This is a genomic window from Pseudomonas sp. PS01297, assembly GCF_029959305.1.
Taxonomy (GTDB): Bacteria; Pseudomonadota; Gammaproteobacteria; order Pseudomonadales; family Pseudomonadaceae; genus Aquipseudomonas; species Aquipseudomonas helleri.
Genome location: NZ_JASCPQ010000054.1, coordinates 1 through 22028 on the forward strand (window position 1 = coordinate 1; position 22028 = coordinate 22028).

A 22028-nucleotide genomic window follows, 5' to 3' on the forward strand; every position below is an offset into this window, starting at 1 on the left:
AGCTTGCCTCGCGATCTTTTTAAAAGATCAAAAGATCGCGAGGCAAGCTCGCTCCTACCGGGTCAGTGTTAAGCAGACAACTCACGCATCCGTTGCAACACCGCATTAAGCCCATTGCTGCGCGATGGCGACAACTGGCGGCTCAGGCCAAGCTGGTTGAACCAGTCGGGCAGGTCTACGTGGTGCAGCGCCTCGCTGGACAAGCCATTGACCCGCGCCAGCAGCAACGCCACCAGCCCGCGAATCAAGCGTGCATCGCTGCTGGCAGCAAATTGCCAGTGGCCGTGTTTTAACTCACCCACCAACCACACCTGGCTTTCACAGCCGTGCACGCGGTTGGCCTCGGTTTTGTCGGCCTCGGCCAACTCGGGCAAGCGTTGGCCCCATTGCATCAATAGGCGGGCGCGTTGTTCCCAACTGGCGCAGTGTTCAAAGCTGTCGAGGGCGGCCTGGGCGTCAGCGGGCAGGGTCATTGCAGTAACTCCAGGGCCTGGTCGAGGGCATCGAAAAAGCGTTGCAGGTCATCTGAGTCGTTGTACAGCGCCAGCGATACGCGGATGGCGCCTGCCAAACCGAGGCTTTTCAGCAGGGGCATGGCGCAATGATGCCCGGCCCGCACGGCAATGCCTTGCTCGGTCAACAAGTGGGCAAGGTCGGCGTTGTGCACGCCCTCAACCACAAAACTCACCAGTGCCAGTTGCGGCGAGCCCAGCAGGCGAATGCCGGGGCGCTGTTGCAGGCCTTCAACCAACAGGGCGTGCAACGCGGCTTCGTGGCCGTCGACGGCGCTCTGGTCGAGGCTGCTCAGGTAGCTCAGGGTCGCGCCCAGGCCAATCACGCTGGCAATCGGCGGGGTGCCGGCTTCAAAGCCCAGCGGGGCAGGGCGGAAGGTGGCGTGCTGGTAGTCGGCGTCCTGGACCATCTCGCCGCCAAACTGCCAGTGCTTGAGGCTGGCCAGTGCTGCATGGCGGCCAAACAGCACGCCCAGCCCGTCCGGGCCGTACAGCTTGTGGCTGGAAAACACATAGTAGTCGCAGCCCAGCGCATTCATGTCCTGACGGCCGTGGACCACGCCTTGGGCACCATCGACCACGGTCAACGCGTTCTGTGCTTTGGCCAGGGCCAGCAACTCGGGCAGTGGCTGCCACACGCCCAGTACGTTGGACAACTGGCTCACGGCCAGCAGGCGGGTGCGCGAGGTGATGAGGCGGGCGGCGGCGTCAAGGTCGATTACGCCGTCGGCATCCAGCGGCAACACCACCAGGGTTAACTGTTGGCGCTGGGCAAGTTGCTGCCAGGGCAGCAGGTTGGCGTGGTGCTCCAGGGCGCTGATGACAATCTCATCGCCCGGATTGAAAAGGTGTTCCAGCCCGTAAGCCAGAAGGTTCAGTGCCGAGGTGGCACCGTGGGTGAAGACTATTTGCCCGCAGTCAGCCGCGTTGAGCCATTGGGCGACTTTGCAGCGGGAGTTCTCGAACGCCTGGGTGGCATGCGCGCCCGGCAGGTGCTGCGCCCGGTGCACATTGGCGGCGCCACTGGCGTAGTAGTGCGTCAGTGCGTCGAGCAGGGCTTGAGGTTTTTGCGTGGTGGCAGCGTTGTCCAGATAAGTCTGGTCCTGACGTTGCAGGGCGGCGATGGCCGGAAAGTCAGCGCGCCAGGGAGAAGGCAAAAGCATGGTGTTCAAGGCTCTGTTGACGAGGCTGCAAGCAGCCAGCCCCGTCAGTGGCAGACAAACGCTTAGTTGTGAGCGTGCAGCGCTTCGTTCAGCTCGATGGCCGACTTGTGGGTTTTGCATTCCACAGCGCCGGTTTCCGAGTTGCGACGGAACAACAGGTCTGGTTGACCGGCCAGTTCACGGGCTTTGACGACTTTAACCAGTTGGTTGTTTTCGTCCAGCAGCGCGACTTTGGTGCCCGCGGTCACGTACAGGCCCGACTCAACGGTGTTGCGGTCGCCCAATGGAATGCCGATACCGGCGTTGGCGCCGATCAGGCAGCCTTCGCCTACTTTGATCACGATGTTGCCACCGCCCGACAGGGTGCCCATGGTCGAGCAACCGCCGCCCAGGTCCGAACCCTTGCCGACGAACACGCCCGCCGAAACACGGCCTTCGATCATGCCCGGGCCTTCGGTGCCAGCGTTGAAGTTGACGAAACCTTCGTGCATCACGGTGGTGCCTTCGCCGATGTAGGCGCCCAGGCGGATACGTGCGCTGTCAGCGATACGCACGCCAGCAGGTACCACGTAGTCGGTCATTTTCGGGAACTTGTCGACCGAGAACACTTCCAGCAGTTCGCCACGCAGGCGGGCTTCGAGTTGGCGCTCAGCCAGCTCGCCCAGGTCGATGGCGCCCTGGCTGGTCCAGGCCACGTTCGGCAGCAACGGGAACACACCCGCCAGGCTCAGGCCGTGCGGCTTGACCAGACGATGGGACAGCAGGTGCAGCTTCAGGTAAGCCTCCGGGGTGGAGGTCAGGGCCGCGTCTTCGGCCAACAGAGTGGCAACCAGTGGTTTGTGGCTTTCGGCCAGGCGGGTCAGCAGCGCGGCTTGTGCAGCGTCAACCGGTTTGACGGCTTCAGCCAGTTGCGCGGCTTGAGCGGTGGTGAAGGTGATTGCCTGATTGCCGCCGGTGTAGCCCAGGATCGGCGCGACCGCAGCGATCAGTTCGGCCGACGGGTTGATCAGCGGTTGTGCGTAGAACACTTCCAGCCAGGCGCCTTGACGGTTTTGAGTGCCGACACCGAAGGCCGCGCTGAATAGGGTAGTAGACATGCAATTACCTCGTAAAAAATAGAAGGGGCGGGCTTTGGCCAGTTGGCTTAGAGAAGGGCCGCCGCATAAAGATCAGGCTTGAAGCCAATCAGGGTTTTATTACCGAGATCGAGCACCGGGCGCTTGATCATTGAGGGTTGGGCGAGCATCAGCTCAATCGCTTTCGCTTGGTCGAGATCGGCTTTCTGTTCGTCTTCGAGTTTGCGAAAGGTAGTGCCAGCGCGGTTGAGCACAACTTGCCAACCGTGCTCGTCGCACCATTGAGTCAGGTGTTCACGGTCGATACCGCTGCTTTTGTAATCATGGAAGTCATAACGCACGTCATGTTCATCCAGCCAGGTGCGAGCCTTTTTCATGGTGTCGCAGGCCTTGATGCCGAAAAGGTGCAACGTCTTGCTCGAATCGGTCACTGAATTGCCCCTCTTTTGGAGATGCGTGGAAATAAGCGGTGGCGGATTATGCCATGGGCGAGGCGCTTGAGCGCAGGCTGCCTGCAACCTTGGCAGGATCTTGTGACAGGTAGTCGCATTGAGACTTATGTTCAAGGTCGAGGTTAGCCATTTGAAGCTACTATGAGGCTGGATCTAAAATTGTTGCTAGCTGTGTTTGAATTCAGTTGAAGCTGATTGTTCGGGAATTTTGTTGATATGCAAACCGCCTATACCGTACTCATCCTGCTGATGTTGGTAGGAGTCTCGCGTTTATTGGGGCGTGTGATCCCTTTACCTCTGCCGTTGGTGCAAATTGCTGCAGGTGCCGTGTTGGCCTGGCCAACCCTGGGCTTGCACGTTGCACTGGACCCGGAGCTGTTCCTGTTTCTGTTCTTGCCGCCGTTGCTGTTCTCGGATGGCTGGCGCATGCCTAAGCGTGAGTTCTGGCGTTTGCGTGGGCCGATTCTGACGTTGGCAGTGGGTTTGGTACTGTTCACCGTGGTCGGGGCGGGCTACTTCATTCACTGGCTCTTGCCGACGATTCCCTTGCCGGTGGCGTTTGCCCTGGCTGCTGTACTGTCACCGACGGACGCCGTGGCGGTGTCGGCCATTGCTCAGAACCGCCTGCCCGGCCCGCTGATGCATATGCTCCAGGGCGAAGCCCTGATGAACGACGCGTCGGGTCTGGTGACCTTCAAATTTGCCCTGGTTGCCGCCATCACCGGGGTGTTCTCGCTGACCAATGCCAGCCTGACCTTTGTGCTGGTGGCCTGTGGCGGTCTGGCCATCGGCGTGGCGCTGAGCTGGCTGGTGGGGCGCCTGCGGGCCTGGATGATCGGTCGCGGCTGGGATGACCCGGCGACCCACGTCGTGTTTATGTTGCTGCTGCCGTTTGCCGCGTACGTACTGGCCGAGCGCTTGGGTGCCTCGGGCATTTTGTCGGCGGTGGCGGCGGGGATGATGCAAAGCTGGCTGGACCTGTTGCCGCGTCAAACCAGTACGCGCCTGCTTAACCGCAGTGTGTGGGGGCTGTTGGAGTTTGCCTTCAATGGCCTGATCTTCTTGCTGTTGGGCTTGCAATTGCCGGACATCATCAAGGCGGTGGTCAGCCACGAAACCACCCTGTGGCCGACCCTGTTTTATCGTTGTCTGGATGTGGTGGCGATCTTTCTGGTGCTGCTGGCGCTGCGTTTTATCTGGGTGCAGAGCATCTGGCGCCTGTTTGGCCTGCTGCGTCGCTGGCGTGGTAAGGGCGACCTGACCTTGGTGCCGACGGCGCGTTCGTGCTGGTTGCTGACAGTCGGCGGTGTGCGCGGTGCGGTGACGTTGGCCGGTGTGATGTCGGTGCCGTTGTTGATCAGCGCGGGCGTGGACTTCCCTGAACGCGACCTGCTGATCTTTATTGCGGCGGGGGTGATTTTGCTGTCGCTGGTGGCGGCTTGTATCGCCTTGCCCTTGTTGTTGCGCGGCATCCCCAAAAGCCCGGACGACGCCATGCGCAAAGAAGTGCGCGAAGCCTGGCGGCGCACTGCTGAGGCGGCGATTCATGCGCTGGAAGCCGAAGACGTGGTTGAGCCAGCCGATAGCCCGCAAGACGCGGCCCAAGCAGCACTGGCGGCTGAATTGAAGGCCCGGATCATGTCTGAATACCGCCATCAGCTCGAAGTGTTTAATGACTCGGCTGAAGCGCAGGCGTTGGCCTCGCAGATGGACCTGCTGGAAAGCCGCTTGCGCCTCAAGGCGCTCAGGGCACAGCGTCTGGAGCTGTACAGCTTGCGTCGCCACCATGAGATCGGCGATGACGTGCTCAGCGAGATTTTGCGTGATCTGGATTTGAGCGAAGCGAATCTGGGGACGGTGAAGTAAGGCTATGAATACTGTAGGAGCGAGCTCGTCTCGCGATCTTTTGATCGTCTAAAAGATCGCGAGGCAAGCTCGCTCCTACAGATTTGGGTTTAGCGGCGGCGCTGGATGAAGTCGCGGATCCGCTCGGCGGCTTCTACGCATTCGGCCAATGGCGCGACCAGGGCCATGCGCACGCGGCCGGCACCCGGGTTAAAGCCTTCGACTTCGCGTGATAGGTAAGAACCCGGCACCACGGTCACGTGTTCTTCAGCGAACAGGTCGCGGGAGAATTCAGTGTCATCCCCTTCGACATTTGCCCACAGATAAAACCCGCCATCCGGGCGCTGTACATCCAGTACCGGCGTCAGAATCTCCAGCACGGCATCGAACTTGGCGCGGTACAGGTCGCGGTTGGCGCGCACGTGTTCTTCGTCGTTCCAGGCAGCAATGCTCGCCAGTTGGGTTTGCACCGGCATGGCGCAGCCGTGGTAGGTGCGGTACAGCAGGAACGCCTTGAGGATCTCGGCATCACCGGCGACGAAACCCGAGCGCAGGCCCGGCAAGTTGGAGCGCTTGGACAAGCTGTGGAAGACCACGCAACGCTTGAAGTCTTCGCGGCCCAAGGCCACGCACGCACTGAGCAGGCCTTCTGGCGGGGTCTGCTCGTCGAAATACAGCTCGCTGTAGCATTCGTCGGCGGCGATCACAAAGTCGTGTTCATCGGCCAGTGCAATCAGCTTTTTCAGGGTTGCCAGCGGGATCAATGCACCGGTCGGGTTGCCCGGCGAGCACAGGAACAGGATCTGGCAGCGCTTCCAGGTCTCGACCGACACCGCGTCGAAGTCCGGGTTGAAGCCTTGTTCAGCCAGGCACGGCAGGTAATGCGGCTTGGCACCGGCCAAAAACGCGGCCCCTTCGTAGATCTGGTAGAACGGGTTCGGGCTGATCACCAAGCCGTCGTCGCTGCGGTTGACCACGGTTTGGGTGAAGGCGAACAGCGCTTCACGGGTGCCGTTGACGGGCAGGATGTTGCGCGCCGGGTCCAGCCAGCCAGCCGGCACGTTAAAACGGCGCTCGGCCCAGCCACCAATCGCTTCGCGCAGGGCAGGGATGCCGAGAGTGGTCGGGTAGACCGCCATCTGGTCGAGGTTGTCCGCCAGGGCCTTGGCCACGAAATCAGGCGAGCGGTGTTTCGGTTCGCCAATCGACAGCGCAATCGGGCGCTTGTCGGCGTTGGGCTGCACGCTACTCAGCAGGGCACGCAGTTTTTCGAACGGGTAAGGCTGCAACTGGTTTAGAGCGTTGTTCATTGGGTGCGGGTCTCACTCGGCGGCTAGATGCTCAGGCGCCAGGTTGGGGTTGAGTCTTTGTTGACCGTTAGTTGCTCCACGATGGCTTCCTGCAAACGTATGCACAGTTGTGGGTCAGACAATGGCTGATTGTTTTCGTCGGTAATGAAGAAGACGTCTTCGACGCGCTCGCCCAAGGTGGCGATCTTGGCGTTCTGCAACGACAGGTCGAACTCCAGGAAGATCATCCCGATGCGCGCCAGCAGGCCGGGACGGTCCGGGGCGCTGAGTTCCAGTACGGTGACCGGGCGCTGGGCGTCGTTGTGGATCGTCACTTGCGGCGGGAAAGCAAAGTGTTTGAGCTGGCGCGGTACCCGGCGCTGGATGATGTTCGGGTAGTCGTCCGGGTTACGCAGGGCTTCGGTCAGGCCTTTGCGGATTTTTTCGATGCGCTCGGGGTTATTGCCGATCGAGTCGCCGTCGTTGTCGAGCACGATGTAGGTGTCGAGGGTGAACTGGCTGCTGGAGGTAATGATGCGCGCGTCATGGATGTTGAGGTTGAGCTGGTCCATGGCCGCCACGGTCACGGCGAAGAAGTCGTGCTGGTCGGGCGCATAAATGAAAATCTGCGTGCCGCCCTCGAAATCGCGCTGGGTGGTTTCCTTGATCAGCACCAGCGGGCCGCCATCTACAGGTTGCTGCAGGATGGCTTCGGTGTGCCAGGCCACATCGGCCGAGGTGTGGCGCAGGAAGTAGTCATCGCCCAACTGCGACCAGAGCTGCTCGACATCGTCCTGGTCGTTGCCGTTGCGCACCAGCACGTCCAGCGCAGCACTCTGCGTCTGGCGAATTTGCTCTTCGCGATCGACCGGGTTTTCCAGGCCTCGACGCAGGGCGCGCTTGGTCTCGGTGTAGAGCTGGCGCAACAGGCTGGCGCGCCAGGAGTTCCACAGTGTCGGGTTGGTGGCGTTGATGTCGGCCACGGTCAGCACATATAAATAGTCGAGATGGGTTTCGTCGATCACGGTCTGGGCGAAGTCATGGATGACTTGCGGGTCTGACAGGTCTTTGCGCTGGGCGGTGGTCGACATCACCAGGTGGTTTTGCACCAGCCACACGATCAGTCGCGTATCCCAGGCGGGCAGGTGATGACGAATGCAGAACGCTTCTGCGTCCACCGCGCCAATCTCCGAGTGGTCACCGTGGCGGCCTTTGCCGATGTCGTGGTACAGCCCTGCCAGATAAATCAGCTCAGGTTTGGGCAGCTTGGCCATGAGTTTGCTGGCCAGCGGAAATTTCTCCGAGACCTGGGTGTACTGCAACTTACGCAGGTGCTTGATCAGGTTCAGGGTGTGCGCATCGACCGTATAAATGTGGAACAGGTCGTGCTGCATTTGCCCGACGATAAAGCCGAATTCCGGCAGGTAGCGTCCGAGAATGCCGTAGCGGTTCATCCGGCGCAGGTTGCGATGGATGCCGATTTTGCATTTGAACAGCTCGATAAACAGGCTGGTGTTGCGGATGTCACTGCGAAAATCATCGTCGATCAGGTAGCGGTGTTCGCGCAGCAAGCGGATGGTGTCAGCCCGCACGCCTTTGATGTCGGGGTGCTGCGCCATCAGCAGGAAGATTTCGAGCATGGCAAACGGCGTGCGCTTGAACACGTTGTTGCTGGTGGCTTCGATGTAGCCGTCGTGCAGTTGAAAGCGCGAGTTGATCGGCGTCGGCGGCGCTTCGTCTTCCGGAGCCAGGATCACTTCTTCAAAGTGCTGGATGATCAGGTCGCTGAGCTGGGCAATGCTCATGACCACCCGGTAATACTGCTGCATGAAGTTTTCGATGGTCTGCTTGGTGTCTTCGCCGGTAAAGCCGAGCAACTCGGCGATGCTGCGTTGATGGTCAAACAGCAGACGGTCTTCGGCGCGACCAGCGAGCATGTGCAGGGCGTAGCGGACCTTCCAGAGAAACTCCTGGGAGGAAGAGAGCAGGTCGTGTTCGCTTTCGACCAGGAAGCCTTCACCGGCCAGGGCGCGCAAATTCAGGGTGCCGTACTGGCGGCGAGCTACCCACAAGATGGTCTGAATGTCGCGCAGGCCGCCGGGCGAGCCTTTGACGTTGGGCTCAAGGTTGTACTCGGTGTCGTTGTACTTGTGGTGCCGGGCTTTTTGCTCGGCACGCTTGGCCAGAAAGAATTCCTTGCTGGGCCACATGTGTTCGGTGCTGGTGACTTCGAGCATGCGTTGACGCAAGCGTTCGGGGCCAGCAATGGTGCGGCTTTCGATCAGGTTGGTGATGACGGTCAGGTCGGCGCGGGCTTGCTCTGCACATTCGTCAACCGAGCGTACGCTCTGGCCGACTTCCAGGCCGATGTCCCACAGCAGGGTCAGAAACCGCTCGATGGAATCGCGGAAGATCTCATGGTCTGCGTTGTCGAGCAGGATCAGCAAGTCGATGTCGGAGTAGGGGTGCAATTCGCCCCGGCCATAACCGCCCACTGCGACCAGGGCGATATCGGCCTGGTCGCTCCAGCTGAACTGGTCCCACGCTTGTTGCAGGATGTTATCGACGAACCAGGCGCGGTCCTCGATCAATCGTCGAATATCGCGGCCTTTGCGAAAGCGTTCGTCGAGCACTTCGCGTGCCTGGCGGATCGCCTTTTTGAAAGCGGCAATCGGGCTTGCCTTTAATGCCAATTCGGCCTGGAACTGGCCGCGGTCAAAAAGTTCGGGATCCACCTGCGGCATCGATTGGCTTTCCTGTCGTGGGATGTGTGGGGGTTGCTATCAGGCCGAAACCCGCGGGATGGTGTCATCGCTGCGCAGGGTGAAGATTTCGTAACCGGTGTCGGTCACCAGCAGGGTGTGTTCCCACTGCGCAGACAGCTTGCGGTCCTTGGTGATCGCCGTCCAGCCATCGCCCAGCACTTTAGTGTCGGCTTTGCCCTGGTTGATCATCGGCTCGATGGTGAACGTCATGCCCGCCTTGAGTTCCATACCGGTGCCCGCGCGCCCGTAGTGCAGGATTTGCGGCTCTTCGTGGAACACCTTGCCAATGCCATGGCCGCAGAACTCGCGAACCACCGAGAAGCCGTTCTTTTCGGCGTGCTTCTGAATCACTTCACCGATATCGCCCAGTCGGCAACCCGGCTTGACCAGTTCGATGGCCTTGTACATGCATTCCTGGGTCACTTGCGACAGGCGCTCAGCCCAGACCGGCACTTTGCCGACATGGAACATGCGGCTGGTGTCACCGTGATAGCCATCTTTGATGACGGTCACGTCGATGTTCAGGGTGTCGCCTTCCTTCAGCGCCTTGTCACCCGGAATGCCGTGGCAAACCACGTGGTTGATCGAGGTGCAGATCGACTTGGGGAAGCCTTTATAGTTGAGCGGCGCGGGGATGGCCTGTTGCACATTGACAATATAGTCATGGCAGATGCGGTCCAGCTCTTCGGTGGTGACACCGGGTTTAACGTGTTCAGCGATCATTTCCAGTACGTCGGCGGCCAGTTTGCCGGCGATACGCATTTTTGCGATGTCCTCGGGAGTTTTGAGGGTGACGGTCATACAGGCTCTCTTCGCGCGTAAGCGCTCATCAACGGGGTTGCGGGTGTGTGACGAGTTATTTCAGCTACACACCGCCATAAAAACGCGATTCTACCAGACGGTCGGCTGTAAACATGAGCCTTGCGCCATCGCTTCTATTAATAGAGTGGGGCATTCTGGCCCTATTCCAAGGCTCTAGCAAAAGGAAGGGGCTGCTTTTGATCCGGGCTTTTGATCTGCTTGGCTCGTGGTAGGGGCTAAATCGGTGAAATGCCGTTGTGCAGTTAACGGGCGCACCACTGATCAAAAGATCGCGAGGCAAGCTCGCTCCTACGGGGCGCAAATCCTTGTGCGACAACGGCTTAGCAATAAAGTCTGAATTCGCGCTTCGTTTTTTATGTGTCTTGTGATATAAAATGCGCCGCTTTGCGGGTATAGCCCGCAGAGCACAAACCCACACACGTATCGACACGATGACCTGGGTGCCTTCAGCTCGAAGCTGCTGGTTGGTCGTTGGGATACGTGGAGGCCTAACCCGACTTATTAAGGAACTACCATGTCCCAAGTCAACATGCGCGATATGCTGAAGGCCGGTGTGCACTTCGGTCACCAAACCCGTTACTGGAACCCGAAGATGGGTAAATACATCTTTGGCGCGCGTAACAAGATCCACATCATCAACCTTGAAAAAACCCTGCCAATGTTCAACGAAGCTCTGACTTTCGTAGAGCGTCTGGCCCAGGGCAAAAACAAGATTCTGTTCGTCGGCACCAAGCGTTCCGCTGGCAAGATCGTTGCTGAAGAAGCAGCACGTTGCGGCTCGCCGTACGTGGATCACCGCTGGTTGGGCGGCATGCTCACCAACTTCAAAACCATCCGTGCTTCCATCAAGCGTCTGCGTGACCTTGAAGTTCAAGCAGAAGACGGTACTTTCGCCAAGCTGACCAAGAAAGAGGCGCTGATGCGCACTCGCGATCTGGAAAAGCTGGATCGTAGCCTGGGTGGTATCAAGGACATGGGCGGTCTGCCAGACGCACTGTTCGTTATCGACGTTGACCACGAGCGCATCGCGATCACCGAAGCTAACAAGTTGGGCATCCCGGTAATCGGCGTTGTCGACACCAACAGCAGCCCAGAAGGCGTTGACTACATCATCCCGGGCAACGATGACGCAATCCGCGCTATCCAGCTGTACATGGGTGCGATGGCTGATGCTGTTATCCGTGGCCGTAACCACGTTGCTGGCGGCACCGACGTTTTCGTCGAAGAAGCTCCAGCTGCAGCGGTAGTTGAAGGCTGAGTAACTAACGCCTAGCGTTTACTCAGTGCGCAAAAAGGGGGCTTGGCCCCCTTTTTGCCACCTCGAAATCCATTTATTGGACATGCTCTCGCCGTTGCTGTATCAGAATGCGGCTGGCTGGGAGCCTCGAGGCAGGCTTCATACGAATTGAACGCCCGTTCGGTCGGGTGGAATGGTTGAAAACCTATCCAAGAGGAATTTTGAAATGGCAGAGATTACTGCAGCGTTGGTTAAAGAACTGCGTGAGCGTACTGGCGAAGGCATGATGGATTGCAAGAAGGCCTTGACCAAGGCTGGCGGCGACATCGAAAAAGCCATCGACGACATGCGTGCTTCCGGCGCCATCAAGGCTGCCAAAAAAGCAGGCAACGTTGCTGCTGAAGGCGCAATCGCTCTGAAGGAAGACGGTAAATCCGCAGTTCTGCTGGAAGTGAACTCGCAGACTGACTTCCTGGCCCTGCAGGACGACTTCAAAGCATTCGTTGCTGCCAGCGTTGAAAAAGCATTCGCTGACAAGCTGACGACTGTTGAGCCTCTGATCGAAGCTCAAGAAGCTGATCGCCTGGTACTGGTCGGCAAAGTTGGCGAAAACGTCAACATCCGTCGCCTGGCTCGCGTTGAAGGTGATGTGGTCGGCGGTTACCTGCACGGCAACAAAATCGGTGTAGCAGTTGTTCTGAAAGGCGGCAGCGTTGAGCTGGCCAAAGACATCGCTATGCACGTTGCTGCAAGCAACCCAGAGTTCCTGCTGCCTTCGGAAGTTTCTGAAGAAGCGATCGAGCGTGAAAAAGCGGTGTTCCTGAGCCTCAATGCTGACAAGATTGCCGGCAAGCCAGAAAACATCGTTGAAAACATGATCAAAGGCCGCATCAGCAAGTTCCTGGCCGAAGCTAGCCTGGTTGAGCAAGCTTTCGTTAAGAACCCAGAGATCAAAGTTGGCGAGCTGGCCAAGAAAGCCGGCGCTGAAATCGTTTCCTTCACTTACTTCAAAGTAGGCGAAGGCATCGAGAAGCCAGTCGACAACTTCGCTGAAGAAGTTGCTGCTCAGCTGGCTGCAGCCAAGCAATAAGACAGTTTTACACTGTCGACCCGAAGAGGCTGCCCGCTCACGCGCGCAGCCTCTTTTCAAATGGGAGAGGGTTTTCCCTTTTCTTGCGGAACCGATTGCATAAGTCGTGTTCCGATGGTGCTGCTGTGCAGCGCCACGCTAGAGTAAGCGCGGGCTGAAAGTGGCCTCGCACAGATTTTTTTAAAACGCGGCAGGAGAGATTCGCAATGGCTCAGCAGGGCGCTGGTTATCAAACTCGCTATAAACGCATCCTACTCAAGCTAAGCGGTGAAGCCCTGATGGGCTCTGAAGAGTTCGGGATCGATCCCAAAGTACTCGACCGCATGGCGCTGGAAGTGGGCCAACTGGTCGGCATCGGCGTCCAGGTAGGTTTGGTGATCGGTGGTGGCAACCTGTTCCGCGGTGCAGCCCTGAGCGCGGCCGGTATGGATCGTGTGACTGGCGACCATATGGGCATGCTGGCAACCGTGATGAACGCCTTGGCCATGCGCGATGCGCTGGAACGTGCGAATATCTCTGCCATCGTAATGTCGGCTATTTCGATGGTTGGTGTGACTGATCATTACGATCGTCGCAAGGCAATGCGTCATTTGAACGCTAAAGATGTGGTGATTTTCGCTGCAGGCACCGGTAATCCGTTCTTTACAACGGATTCTGCTGCTTGCTTGCGTGCTATTGAAATCGACGCTGACGTGGTGCTTAAAGCAACCAAGGTTGACGGCGTGTACACCGCAGATCCATTTAAAGACCCGCATGCCGAGAAGTTCGATCATCTGACTTACGATGAAGTACTGGATCGCAAACTGGGTGTTATGGACCTTACGGCCATTTGTCTGTGCCGTGACCATAAAATGCCATTGCGTGTATTTAATATGAACAAGCCCGGCGCCTTGCTGAATATTGTCCATGGCGGCGCTGAAGGGACTCTGATCGAGGAAGTTCAACAATGATCAATGAAATCAAAAAAGACGCTCAAACGCGCATGCAGAAGTCGCTGGAATCTTTGGCCCATGCTTTTGGCCAGATCCGCACCGGCAAAGCGCACCCAAGCATCCTGGGCAGCGTGATGGTGCCTTACTACGGCGCCGATACCCCGTTGAGCAGCGTTGCCAACGTAACGGTAAAAGACTCGCGTACTCTGCAAGTTGTGGCGTTTGAGCGCAACATGCTGGCTGCGGTCGACAAGGCTATCCAGAGCGCTGGCCTGAACCTCAACCCGACCAACCTGGGTGAGTTGCTGCTGATCTCCATGCCGGCCTTGACTGAAGAAACCCGTAAAGGTTTCACCAAGCAAGCCCGTAGCGCTGCTGAAGACGCGCGTGTAGCTGTTCGCAACATCCGTCGCGATGCGTTGAGCGAGCTAAAAAAACTGGTTAAAGACAAAGAAATCAGCGAAGACGAAGAGCGTCGCGCCGCTGCTGATATTCAGAAGCTGACCGACAAGGCCGAGGCAGACATTGATGCGGCTACCAAGGCGAAAGAAGCGGACCTGATGGCCGTATAAGGGTCTGGGCGTTTTATGGAAAAGACCAAGCAGACAGAGCCATCATCGGTGCCGCGCCACGTCGCGATCATCATGGATGGTAATAATCGCTGGGCGAAAAAACGCTTTCTGCCGGGTGTTGCCGGGCATAAAGCGGGAGTGGATGCAGTTCGCGCAGTGATTGAGGTGTGCGTCGAGGCCAAGGTCGAGGTGCTCACCTTATTCGCGTTCTCCAGCGAAAACTGGCAGCGCCCCGCCGCTGAGGTCAGTGCCTTGATGGACTTGTTCTTCAAGGCGCTACGGCGTGAGGCCCGGCGCCTCAACGACAACAACATCAGCTTGCGGATCATCGGCGACCGTTCGCGCTTCCACCCTGAATTACAGGCGGCGATGCGTGAGGCGGAGCAGATGACGGCAGGGCCTGATCGCTTTGTACTGCAGGTTGCCGCTAACTACGGCGGTCAGTGGGACATTGCACAGGCCGCACAGCGCCTGGCGCGTGAAGTTCAGGCGGGGCATTTGCAGCCTGAAGACATCACCCCGGGCCTGCTGCAAAACTGTCTGGTGACTGGCGATCTGCCGCTGCCTGACCTGTGCATTCGCACAGGCGGCGAGCACCGCATCAGCAATTTCCTGCTGTGGCAGTTGGCGTATGCCGAACTGTACTTCTCCGACCTGTTCTGGCCGGACTTCAAACACGAAGCCATGCGCAATGCGCTGGCTGATTTCGCTTCTCGCCAGCGTCGCTTCGGTAAAACGAGTGAGCAGGTTGAAGCTGGAGCCCGGGTTTAATGCTTAAACAACGCATCATTACTGCACTCATATTGCTGCCCATCGCTTTGTGCGGGTTTTTCCTGCTCGAAGGGTCTGGCTTTGCGCTGTTCATCGGCCTGGTCGTGACCTTGGGTGCCTGGGAATGGGCGCGTCTGGCGGGTTTCGAAGCTCAGTTGGCGCGGGTGGCTTTTGCAGTACTCGTGGCTCTGCTGCTGTTTGGTTTGTACGTTTTTCCTGATCTGGCGCCCTGGGTGCTGGGCGCCGCAATCTTGTGGTGGGGCGCTGCAACCTGGCTGGTGTTGACGTTTCCTGAGTCGGCCGAGCGCTGGTCGGCAACCCTCACCAAGCTGGTGATTGGCCTGCTGATTTTGCTGCCGGCCTGGCAAGGGCTGGTGCTGATCAAGGCGATGGCGCTGGGCAACTGGCTGATCATGGCAGTCATGGTGCTGGTGTGGGGCGCTGACATCGGCGCTTACTTTTCCGGGCGCAAGTTCGGGAAGCGCAAGCTGGCCCCTAAAGTCAGCCCTGGCAAGAGCTGGGAAGGCGTGTATGGCGGTTTGATCCTCAGCCTGGTGATCACGGCTGCTGTCGGTCTGGTGCGTGGCTGGAGCGTTGGCGAGATCATCGCAGCACTGTTTGGCGCAGCGATGATTGTGTTGGTGTCTGTAGTGGGCGACCTCACCGAAAGCATGTTCAAGCGTCAGGCCGGAATCAAGGACAGCAGTAACCTGCTGCCAGGTCACGGCGGGGTGCTGGACCGTATCGACAGTCTGACGGCGGCGGTGCCGTTGTTTGCTGTACTGCTTTGGATTGCCGGATCATGAGTCGACCTCAACAGATTACGGTGCTGGGGGCTACAGGCTCGATTGGCCTGAGCACCCTGGATGTTATTGCGCGTCACCCTGACCGCTATCAGGTCTTTGGCCTGAGCGGTTTTAGCCGTATCCCGGAGCTTTTGGCCTTGTGTCTCGAGCACAAGCCGCGAGTGGTTGTTGTGCCGCACGAGCATGCAGCCAGCCAGCTGCGGGCCGGTTTGCAGGCCGCCAAGCTCGGCACTGAAGTGTGGGTGGGTGAGCAAGGCTTGTGTCAGGTGGCTTCTGCTCCAGAAGTTGACACGGTCATGGCAGCAATCGTCGGTGCGGCTGGCTTGCGTCCTACGTTGGCAGCGGTTAACGCTGGCAAAAAAATTCTCTTGGCCAATAAAGAAGCGCTGGTCATGACCGGCGATCTGTTTATGCAGGCCGTTCGTCGCAGCGGTTCGGTATTGCTGCCTGTCGACAGTGAGCACAACGCGATTTTCCAGTGTTTGCCACAGGACTACGCACGCGGCCTGGGTTCGGTCGGTGTGCGGCGGATATTGCTGACGGCGTCGGGCGGACCCTTCCGCGAAACGCCATTAGAGTTGTTGCAACATGTCACCCCGGATCAGGCGTGCGCTCATCCCAATTGGTCGATGGGGCGCAAGATTTCCGTTGATTCGGCGAGCATGATGAACAAGGGCCTGGAGCTGATTGAAGCCTGCTGGTTGTTCGATGCCAAGCCAAGCCAGGTTGAAGTGGTGATCCACCCGCAAAGCGTGATTCACTCGCTGGTCGATTATGTGGATGGCTCTGTGTTGGCGCAGCTCGGTAATCCGGACATGCGCACACCCATTGCCAATTCCCTGGCGTGGCCTGAACGTATCGACTCAGGTGTTGCGCCGCTGGATCTGTTTGCGGTTGCGCGGCTGGACTTTGAGCGTCCGGATGAACAACGCTTCCCGTGTTTGCGTCTGTGTCGAGAAGCAGCCGAGGCGGGCAATAGCGCGCCTGCGACCCTCAATGCGGCGAACGAAGTCGCGGTGGCGGCGTTTCTTGACGGTAAAATCCGTTACCCGCAAATCGCCAACCTTATTGAAGATGTGTTAAGCACTGAGTCTGTGATTGCAGTCGATGAGCTGGATGCTGTATTTGCGGTAGATACCCAAGCGCGACTGCGAGCTGAGCAGTGGTTGAGCCGTAACAACTGACAAGTGGTACATGTCGGAGCCGGACAGAATCGCGGAGAAAGTAGATGAGTGCGCTCTATATGATTGTTGGCACCCTGGTGGCATTGGGGGTGCTGGTCACATTTCATGAATTCGGTCACTTTTGGGTGGCGCGCCGTTGCGGCGTCAAGGTTCTGCGCTTTTCTGTGGGCTTCGGTACGCCTCTCTTACGCTGGCATGACCGTCAGGGCACTGAGTTTGTCGTTGCAGCGATTCCGTTGGGCGGCTACGTAAAAATGCTCGACGAGCGTGAAGGCGATGTTCCGGCCGATCAGCTCGATCAATCCTTCAACCGTAAAACCGTCGGGCAGCGCATTGCCATCGTCGCAGCCGGGCCTGTGGCCAACTTCTTGCTGGCCATTGCGTTCTTCTGGGTGCTGGCAATGATGGGCAGCCAGCAGGTGCGCCCGGTGATCGGTGCGGTCGAAAGCGGCAGTCTGGCGGCACAAGCCGGCCTGGTAGCCGGTCAGGAAATTGTTTCAATTGATGGTCAGCCAACTGTTGGCTGGTCGAACGTCAACCTGCAACTGGTGCGTCGCCTCGGCGAAAGCGGTTCCATTCAGGTTGCGGTGCGTGGCCCCGATTCCGACGTTGAAAGCTCCCACCAACTGGTTTTGCATGACTGGTTAAAAGGGGCTGATGAGCCGGACCCGATCAAATCGTTGGGTATTCGGCCGTGGCGCCCTGAGCTGCCAGCCGTTCTGGCAGAACTCGACCCCAAAGGCCCGGCCCAGGCGGCTGGCCTCAAGACCGGTGACAAACTGCTGTCCATGAATGGCCAAGCTATCAATGACTGGCAACAAGTGGTGGACTGGGTTCGTCTGCGGCCCGCGGCCCGCGTAGATTTGCGCGTCGAGCGCGACGGTGTTGCGCTTGAGGTGCCGGTGGTTCTGGCGGCTCGCGGTGAAGGTGACGCGGCGACCGGTTATCTGGGGGCAGGGGTCAAAGGTGTCGATTGGCCACCTGCGATGATTCGCGAAGTCAGCTATGGCCCGGTCGCCGCCATCGGCGAAGGGGTCAAGCGTACGTGGACCATGAGCGTATTGACGCTCGATTCACTGAAGAAAATGTTGTTCGGCGAGCTCTCGGTAAAAAACTTGAGTGGACCGATAACCATTGCTAAAGTGGCGGGCGCTTCTGCCCAGTCGGGCGTTGCTGATTTCTTGAATTTCCTGGCTTATCTGAGTATTAGCCTGGGGGTTCTGAACTTGTTGCCCATTCCCGTCCTGGACGGTGGGCACTTGTTGTTTTATCTGATCGAGTGGGCGCGTGGTCGTCCCTTGTCGGATCGGGTACAGGGTTGGGGGATGCAGATCGGTATCAGTTTGGTGGTCGGAGTGATGTTACTTGCTCTGGTCAACGACTTGGGACGACTGTAAACACTTCGCTGAATTGCGAATCTGCCGCATTTTGCGGCAGTTTGTTTATTGCCAGTTGGAATAAGAAAGGACTTCATGAAACGTCTGCTGCTAACTGCGGTTCTCGCCGTACTGATGATCGCCGAAGTTCACGCCGAGTCCTTCACTATCTCTGATATCCGTGTCAACGGGCTCCAGCGGGTTTCCGCCGGCAGCGTGTTTGGCGCGTTACCGCTGAACGTGGGTGAGGTAGCGGATGACCGCCGTTTGGTGGAATCCACTCGTGCGTTGTTCAAAACCGGGTTCTTTCAGGATATCCAACTGGGTCGTGATGGCAATGTGCTCGTCATTACGGTTGTCGAACGTCCTTCCGTCTCCAGCATCACCATTGACGGTAACAAGGCGATCTCCACTGATGACCTGATGAAAGGCCTGAAGCAATCGGGCCTGGCTGAAGGCGAAATCTTCCAGCGTGCGACCCTTGAAGGTGTTCGTAACGAGCTGCAACGTCAGTATGTTGCCCAAGGCCGCTACTCGGCGACGGTAGACACCGAAGTGGTGCCTGAGCCGCGCAACCGCGTTGCCTTGAAGGTCAACATCAACGAAGGCACCGTTGCCTCTATCCAGCACATCAACGTGGTGGGTAACACGGTCTTCCCGGAATCTGACCTGGTTGATCTGTTCGAACTGAAAACCACCAACTGGTTGTCGTTCTTCAAGAACGACGACAAGTATGCGCGTGAAAAACTGTCGGGTGACCTGGAGCGTCTGCGTTCCTACTACCTCGATCGCGGCTATATCAACATGGATATCGCCTCGACCCAGGTATCGATCACGCCTGACAAAAAGAACGTCTACATCACGGTCAACGTGAACGAAGGCGAAAAATACAATGTCGGCTCGGTCAAGCTGAGCGGTGACCTCAAAGTCCCGGAAGATCAGATCAAGTCGTTGCTGCTGGTTCAACCAGGCCAGGTGTTCTCGCGCAAGCTGATGACCACCACCTCCGAGCTGATCACCCGTCGTCTGGGTAACGAAGGTTACACCTTCGCCAACGTGAACGGCGTGCCTCAGCCAGACCCGGAAAACCACACCGTCGCCATCACCTTTGTGGTCGATCCGGGCAAGCGTGCTTACGTGAACCGTATCAACTACCGCGGCAATACCAAGTCGGAAGACGAAGTGCTGCGTCGTGAAATGCGCCAGATGGAAGGCGGTTGGGCGTCTACTTACTTGATCGACCAGTCCAAGGTTCGCCTTGAGCGTCTGGGCTTCTTTAAGGAAGTGAACGTTGAAACCCCGGCAGTGCCAGGCACTGACGACATGGTTGACGTGAACTACGCTGTTGAAGAACAAGCGTCGGGTTCGATCACTGCCAGCGTCGGTTTTGCTCAGAGCGCCGGTTTGATCCTGGGTGGCTCGATTACCCAGAACAACTTCCTGGGTACGGGTAACAAGGTCAGCATTGGTCTGACCCGCAGCGAATACCAAAGCCGTTACAACTTCAGCTACGTTGACCCGTACTGGACGCCGGACGGTGTGAGCCTGGGCTACAACGTTTTCTACCGCACCACTGACTACAAAGAGCTGGACGTTGACGTTGCCAACTACTCGGTCGACAGCCTGGGTGCTGGCGTCACCATGGGTTACCCGATCAGCGATACCTCCCGTCTGACCTACGGCCTGACCGTTCAGCAGGATGAAATCAGCACTGGTCGTTACACCGTTGACGAGATCTTCGACTTCGTAAACCGTGAAGGTGACAAGTACCTCAACTTCAAGGCATCGATTGGCTGGTCCGAGTCGACCCTGAACAAAGGTGTGTTGCCAACCCGTGGTACGTCGCAGAGCCTGGTGCTGGAAACCACCATTCCTGGCAGCGACCTGCAGTTCTACAAACTGGACTATCGTGCACAGTTGTTCCAGCCGTTGAGCGATACCTTCACCGCTCGCCTGCACACAGAGTTGGGCTATGGTGATGGTTACGGTTCGACTGAAGGTCTGCCGTTCTACGAGAACTACTACGCGGGTGGTTTCAACTCGGTACGTGGCTTTAAAGACAGCGCTCTGGGCCCGCGCAGTACGCCGAGTACCGGTAAGAACCCGGGTACGATTGCCGACCCGGATCAAGACCCGCTGCCGTTCGGTGGTAACGTGCTGATCCAGGGTGGTGTAGAAGTTCTGTTCCCGATGCCGTTTGTGAAGGATCAACGTTCCCTGCGCACTTCCGTATTCTGGGATGTGGGTAACGTGTTCGACACTAACTGCAAGGGCGAAACCAAGAATTGCGATATCAGCTTTAGCAATATGGCCAGTTCTGTGGGTGTAGGTGTGACATGGGTAACTGCGCTTGGCCCGCTGAGCTTCAGCTTGGCCATGCCGATCAAGAAACCGGATGACGCAGACACTCAAGTGTTCCAATTCTCCCTCGGCCAGACTTTCTAAAAGCCTGACTATAGATACAGACAACGGATTTTTTAGGAGTGCATCGTGCGTAAGTTGACTCAATTGGTTCTCCTGGCTTCGCTCTTGGCAGCGGGCCCGGCTTTTGCCGACATGAAAATTGCTGTGCTGAACTATCAAATGGCACTGCTTGAATCCGACGCTGCCAAGCGTTATGCCGTGGATGCCGAGAAAAAATTTGGCCCACAACTGACCAAACTGAAAAACCTGGAAAGCAGTGCCAAGGGCATCCAGGACCGTCTGGTTAGCGGCGGCGACAAAATGCAGCAAGGCGAGCGTGAGCGTCTGGAGCTTGAGTTCAAGCAAAAGGCCCGTGATTTCCAGTTCCAGTCCAAGGAACTGAACGAAGCCAAAGCCGTTGCTGACCGTGAAATGCTGAAACAGCTGAAGCCAAAACTGGACAGCGCTGTTGAAGAAGTCATCAAGAAAGGCGCCTTTGACCTGGTGTTCGAGCGTGGTGCTGTGATTGATGTAAAACCTCAGTACGACATCACTCGCCAAGTGATTGAGCGCATGAATCAGCTGAAGTAATTATGACCGCGACTATAAAACTCGGCCGATTGGCCGAGTTCCTCGGGGCCACCTTGCGTGGCTCCGCGGAGAAAGAAATTACTGGGCTGGCCACTTTGCAAGAGGCCGGCCCAGCTCAGTTGAGCTTTCTGGCTAACCCCCAATACCGTAAATACCTCGTTGACTGCCACGCTGGAGCGGTACTGCTCAAGGCGGCGGATGCCGAGGAGTACGCGGGGGATGCGCTGGTTGTGCCCGATCCTTACCTGGCGTATGCCCGAATCTCCCATTTGTTCGACCCCAAGCCCAAAGCCACTGCCGGGGTTCACCCTTCGGCTGTGATTGCGGACGATGCGGTGGTTGATCCAATGGCGAGCATCGGTGCATTTGCGGTCATTGAGAGCGGTGCGCGAATCGCTGCAGGTGTCACCATTGGTGCGCATTGCTTTATCGGTGCGCGTTGCACCATCGGTGAAGACGGCTGGCTGGCCCCTCGTGTGACCCTGTACCACGATGTGCATATCGGCAAGCGTGTGGTGATTCAGTCGGGTGCCGTTTTAGGTGGCGAAGGTTTTGGTTTCGCCAACGAAAAAGGCATCTGGCAGAAAATCGCTCAAATTGGCGGTGTGACCCTCGGTGATGATGTCGAAATTGGCGTCAACACGGCCATTGATCGGGGTGCTTTGGCCGATACGTTGATCGGCAATGGCGTCAAGCTGGATAACCAGATCCAGATCGCGCACAACGTTCAGGTGGGTGACCATACGGCGATGGCCGCGTGTGTAGGCATTTCCGGTAGTACTAAAATCGGTAAGCACTGCATGCTCGCAGGCGGAGTTGGTTTGGTCGGTCACATTGAAATTTGTGACAACGTGTTCTTGACTGGCATGACGATGGTGACGCATTCGATCACCGAGCCAGGAGCCTATTCTTCCGGTACTGCCATGCAGCCGGCTGCGGAGTGGCGCAAAAGTGCGGCACGCATACGCCAGCTGGATGACATTGCAAGACGGCTAAAACATCTGGAAAAGCGCGTCGGGGAAGTGACCCCGGACGGTAAAGCTTCTTCAGAGGGCTAGTACATTTTCCATATCAAGAGTGCATAGCCACTGGTTTGCTTCCTTGATTTGCTAGAGGAGCGCGCCTTAGTCGCGCGCGCCCAA

Annotated in this window: 19 protein-coding genes; 12 read left to right on the forward strand and 7 right to left on the reverse strand. The window is 57.8% G+C overall.

The window, feature by feature from the left end:
* Positions 1-68: 68 nt before the first annotated feature.
* The 4 genes from QMX84_RS16380 to QMX84_RS16395 all read right to left on the reverse strand — a co-directional run bounded on the left by QMX84_RS16380 (position 69) and on the right by QMX84_RS16395 (position 3182).
* Positions 69-473: a SufE family protein gene (locus QMX84_RS16380; protein WP_282364287.1), complete on the reverse strand. Its 405-nt coding sequence runs from the start codon at positions 471-473 to the stop codon at positions 69-71.
* Complete coding sequence (locus tag QMX84_RS16385) at positions 470-1675, reverse strand: cysteine desulfurase (RefSeq protein WP_282364288.1); 1206 nt, start codon at positions 1673-1675, stop codon at positions 470-472. Before QMX84_RS16385 ends, QMX84_RS16380 begins: the two co-directional genes overlap by 4 nt.
* 62 nt (positions 1676-1737) lie before the next feature.
* Positions 1738-2772 (reverse strand): 2,3,4,5-tetrahydropyridine-2,6-dicarboxylate N-succinyltransferase, encoded by a 1035-nt coding sequence (gene dapD, locus QMX84_RS16390; RefSeq protein WP_048368109.1) that lies wholly within the window; start codon positions 2770-2772, stop codon positions 1738-1740.
* A gap of 47 nt (positions 2773-2819) precedes the next feature.
* Positions 2820-3182 carry an ArsC family reductase gene (locus QMX84_RS16395; protein WP_048368107.1) on the reverse strand — a complete coding sequence of 121 codons (363 nt, stop codon included), beginning with the start codon at positions 3180-3182 and terminating at the stop codon, positions 2820-2822.
* Between the two features lie 237 nt (positions 3183-3419).
* Between QMX84_RS16395 and QMX84_RS16400 the strand changes: the two genes are divergently transcribed.
* Entirely contained in the window at positions 3420-5069 is a 1650-nt protein-coding gene (locus QMX84_RS16400) for a Na+/H+ antiporter (protein ID WP_153332033.1), read from the forward strand.
* A gap of 89 nt (positions 5070-5158) precedes the next feature.
* On the opposite strand, the gene dapC is transcribed toward QMX84_RS16400, so the two are convergent.
* Genes dapC through map form a run of 3 tightly spaced genes read right to left on the reverse strand, consistent with a single transcriptional unit; the run spans position 5159 to position 9903 of the window.
* Complete coding sequence (gene dapC, locus QMX84_RS16405) at positions 5159-6358, reverse strand: succinyldiaminopimelate transaminase (protein ID WP_282364289.1); 1200 nt, start codon at positions 6356-6358, stop codon at positions 5159-5161.
* A gap of 23 nt (positions 6359-6381) precedes the next feature.
* Positions 6382-9081, reverse strand: a complete 2700-nt coding sequence (locus QMX84_RS16410) for a [protein-PII] uridylyltransferase (RefSeq protein WP_153326186.1) — start codon at positions 9079-9081, stop codon at positions 6382-6384.
* A gap of 39 nt (positions 9082-9120) precedes the next feature.
* Positions 9121-9903: a type I methionyl aminopeptidase gene (map, locus tag QMX84_RS16415; RefSeq protein WP_048368102.1), complete on the reverse strand. Its 783-nt coding sequence runs from the start codon at positions 9901-9903 to the stop codon at positions 9121-9123.
* A 535-nt stretch (positions 9904-10438) separates the two neighbouring features.
* Between map and rpsB the strand changes: the two genes are divergently transcribed.
* The 11 genes from rpsB to lpxD all read left to right on the forward strand — a co-directional run bounded on the left by rpsB (position 10439) and on the right by lpxD (position 21944).
* Positions 10439-11182, forward strand: a complete 744-nt coding sequence (rpsB, locus tag QMX84_RS16420; protein WP_019411593.1) for a 30S ribosomal protein S2 — start codon at positions 10439-10441, stop codon at positions 11180-11182.
* 205 nt (positions 11183-11387) lie between these two features.
* Positions 11388-12251: a translation elongation factor Ts gene (tsf, locus tag QMX84_RS16425; protein ID WP_262125177.1), complete on the forward strand. Its 864-nt coding sequence runs from the start codon at positions 11388-11390 to the stop codon at positions 12249-12251.
* A gap of 206 nt (positions 12252-12457) precedes the next feature.
* Positions 12458-13201: a UMP kinase gene (gene pyrH / locus QMX84_RS16430; protein WP_048368099.1), complete on the forward strand. Its 744-nt coding sequence runs from the start codon at positions 12458-12460 to the stop codon at positions 13199-13201.
* Complete coding sequence (gene frr, locus QMX84_RS16435) at positions 13198-13755, forward strand: ribosome recycling factor (RefSeq protein ID WP_048385564.1); 558 nt, start codon at positions 13198-13200, stop codon at positions 13753-13755. The genes pyrH and frr overlap by 4 nt, the downstream gene beginning before the upstream one ends.
* 15 nt (positions 13756-13770) lie before the next feature.
* Positions 13771-14526, forward strand: a complete 756-nt coding sequence (gene uppS, locus QMX84_RS16440; protein WP_048368096.1) for a polyprenyl diphosphate synthase — start codon at positions 13771-13773, stop codon at positions 14524-14526.
* Positions 14526-15332, forward strand: a complete 807-nt coding sequence (locus QMX84_RS16445) for a phosphatidate cytidylyltransferase (RefSeq protein WP_262125173.1) — start codon at positions 14526-14528, stop codon at positions 15330-15332. Before uppS ends, QMX84_RS16445 begins: the two co-directional genes overlap by 1 nt.
* Positions 15329-16516: a 1-deoxy-D-xylulose-5-phosphate reductoisomerase gene (gene ispC / locus QMX84_RS16450; RefSeq protein WP_282364290.1), complete on the forward strand. Its 1188-nt coding sequence runs from the start codon at positions 15329-15331 to the stop codon at positions 16514-16516. The genes QMX84_RS16445 and ispC overlap by 4 nt, the downstream gene beginning before the upstream one ends.
* 44 nt (positions 16517-16560) lie before the next feature.
* Positions 16561-17913, forward strand: a complete 1353-nt coding sequence (rseP, locus tag QMX84_RS16455) for an RIP metalloprotease RseP (protein WP_048368093.1) — start codon at positions 16561-16563, stop codon at positions 17911-17913.
* Positions 17914-17988: 75 nt separating this feature from the next.
* Positions 17989-20337: an outer membrane protein assembly factor BamA gene (gene bamA / locus QMX84_RS16460; protein ID WP_153326192.1), complete on the forward strand. Its 2349-nt coding sequence runs from the start codon at positions 17989-17991 to the stop codon at positions 20335-20337.
* Positions 20338-20382: 45 nt separating this feature from the next.
* Positions 20383-20886 carry an OmpH family outer membrane protein gene (locus QMX84_RS16465; protein ID WP_048368091.1) on the forward strand — a complete coding sequence of 168 codons (504 nt, stop codon included), beginning with the start codon at positions 20383-20385 and terminating at the stop codon, positions 20884-20886.
* Between the two features lie 2 nt (positions 20887-20888).
* Entirely contained in the window at positions 20889-21944 is a 1056-nt protein-coding gene (gene lpxD, locus QMX84_RS16470) for a UDP-3-O-(3-hydroxymyristoyl)glucosamine N-acyltransferase (RefSeq protein ID WP_048368090.1), read from the forward strand.
* Positions 21945-22028: the final 84 nt, after the last annotated feature.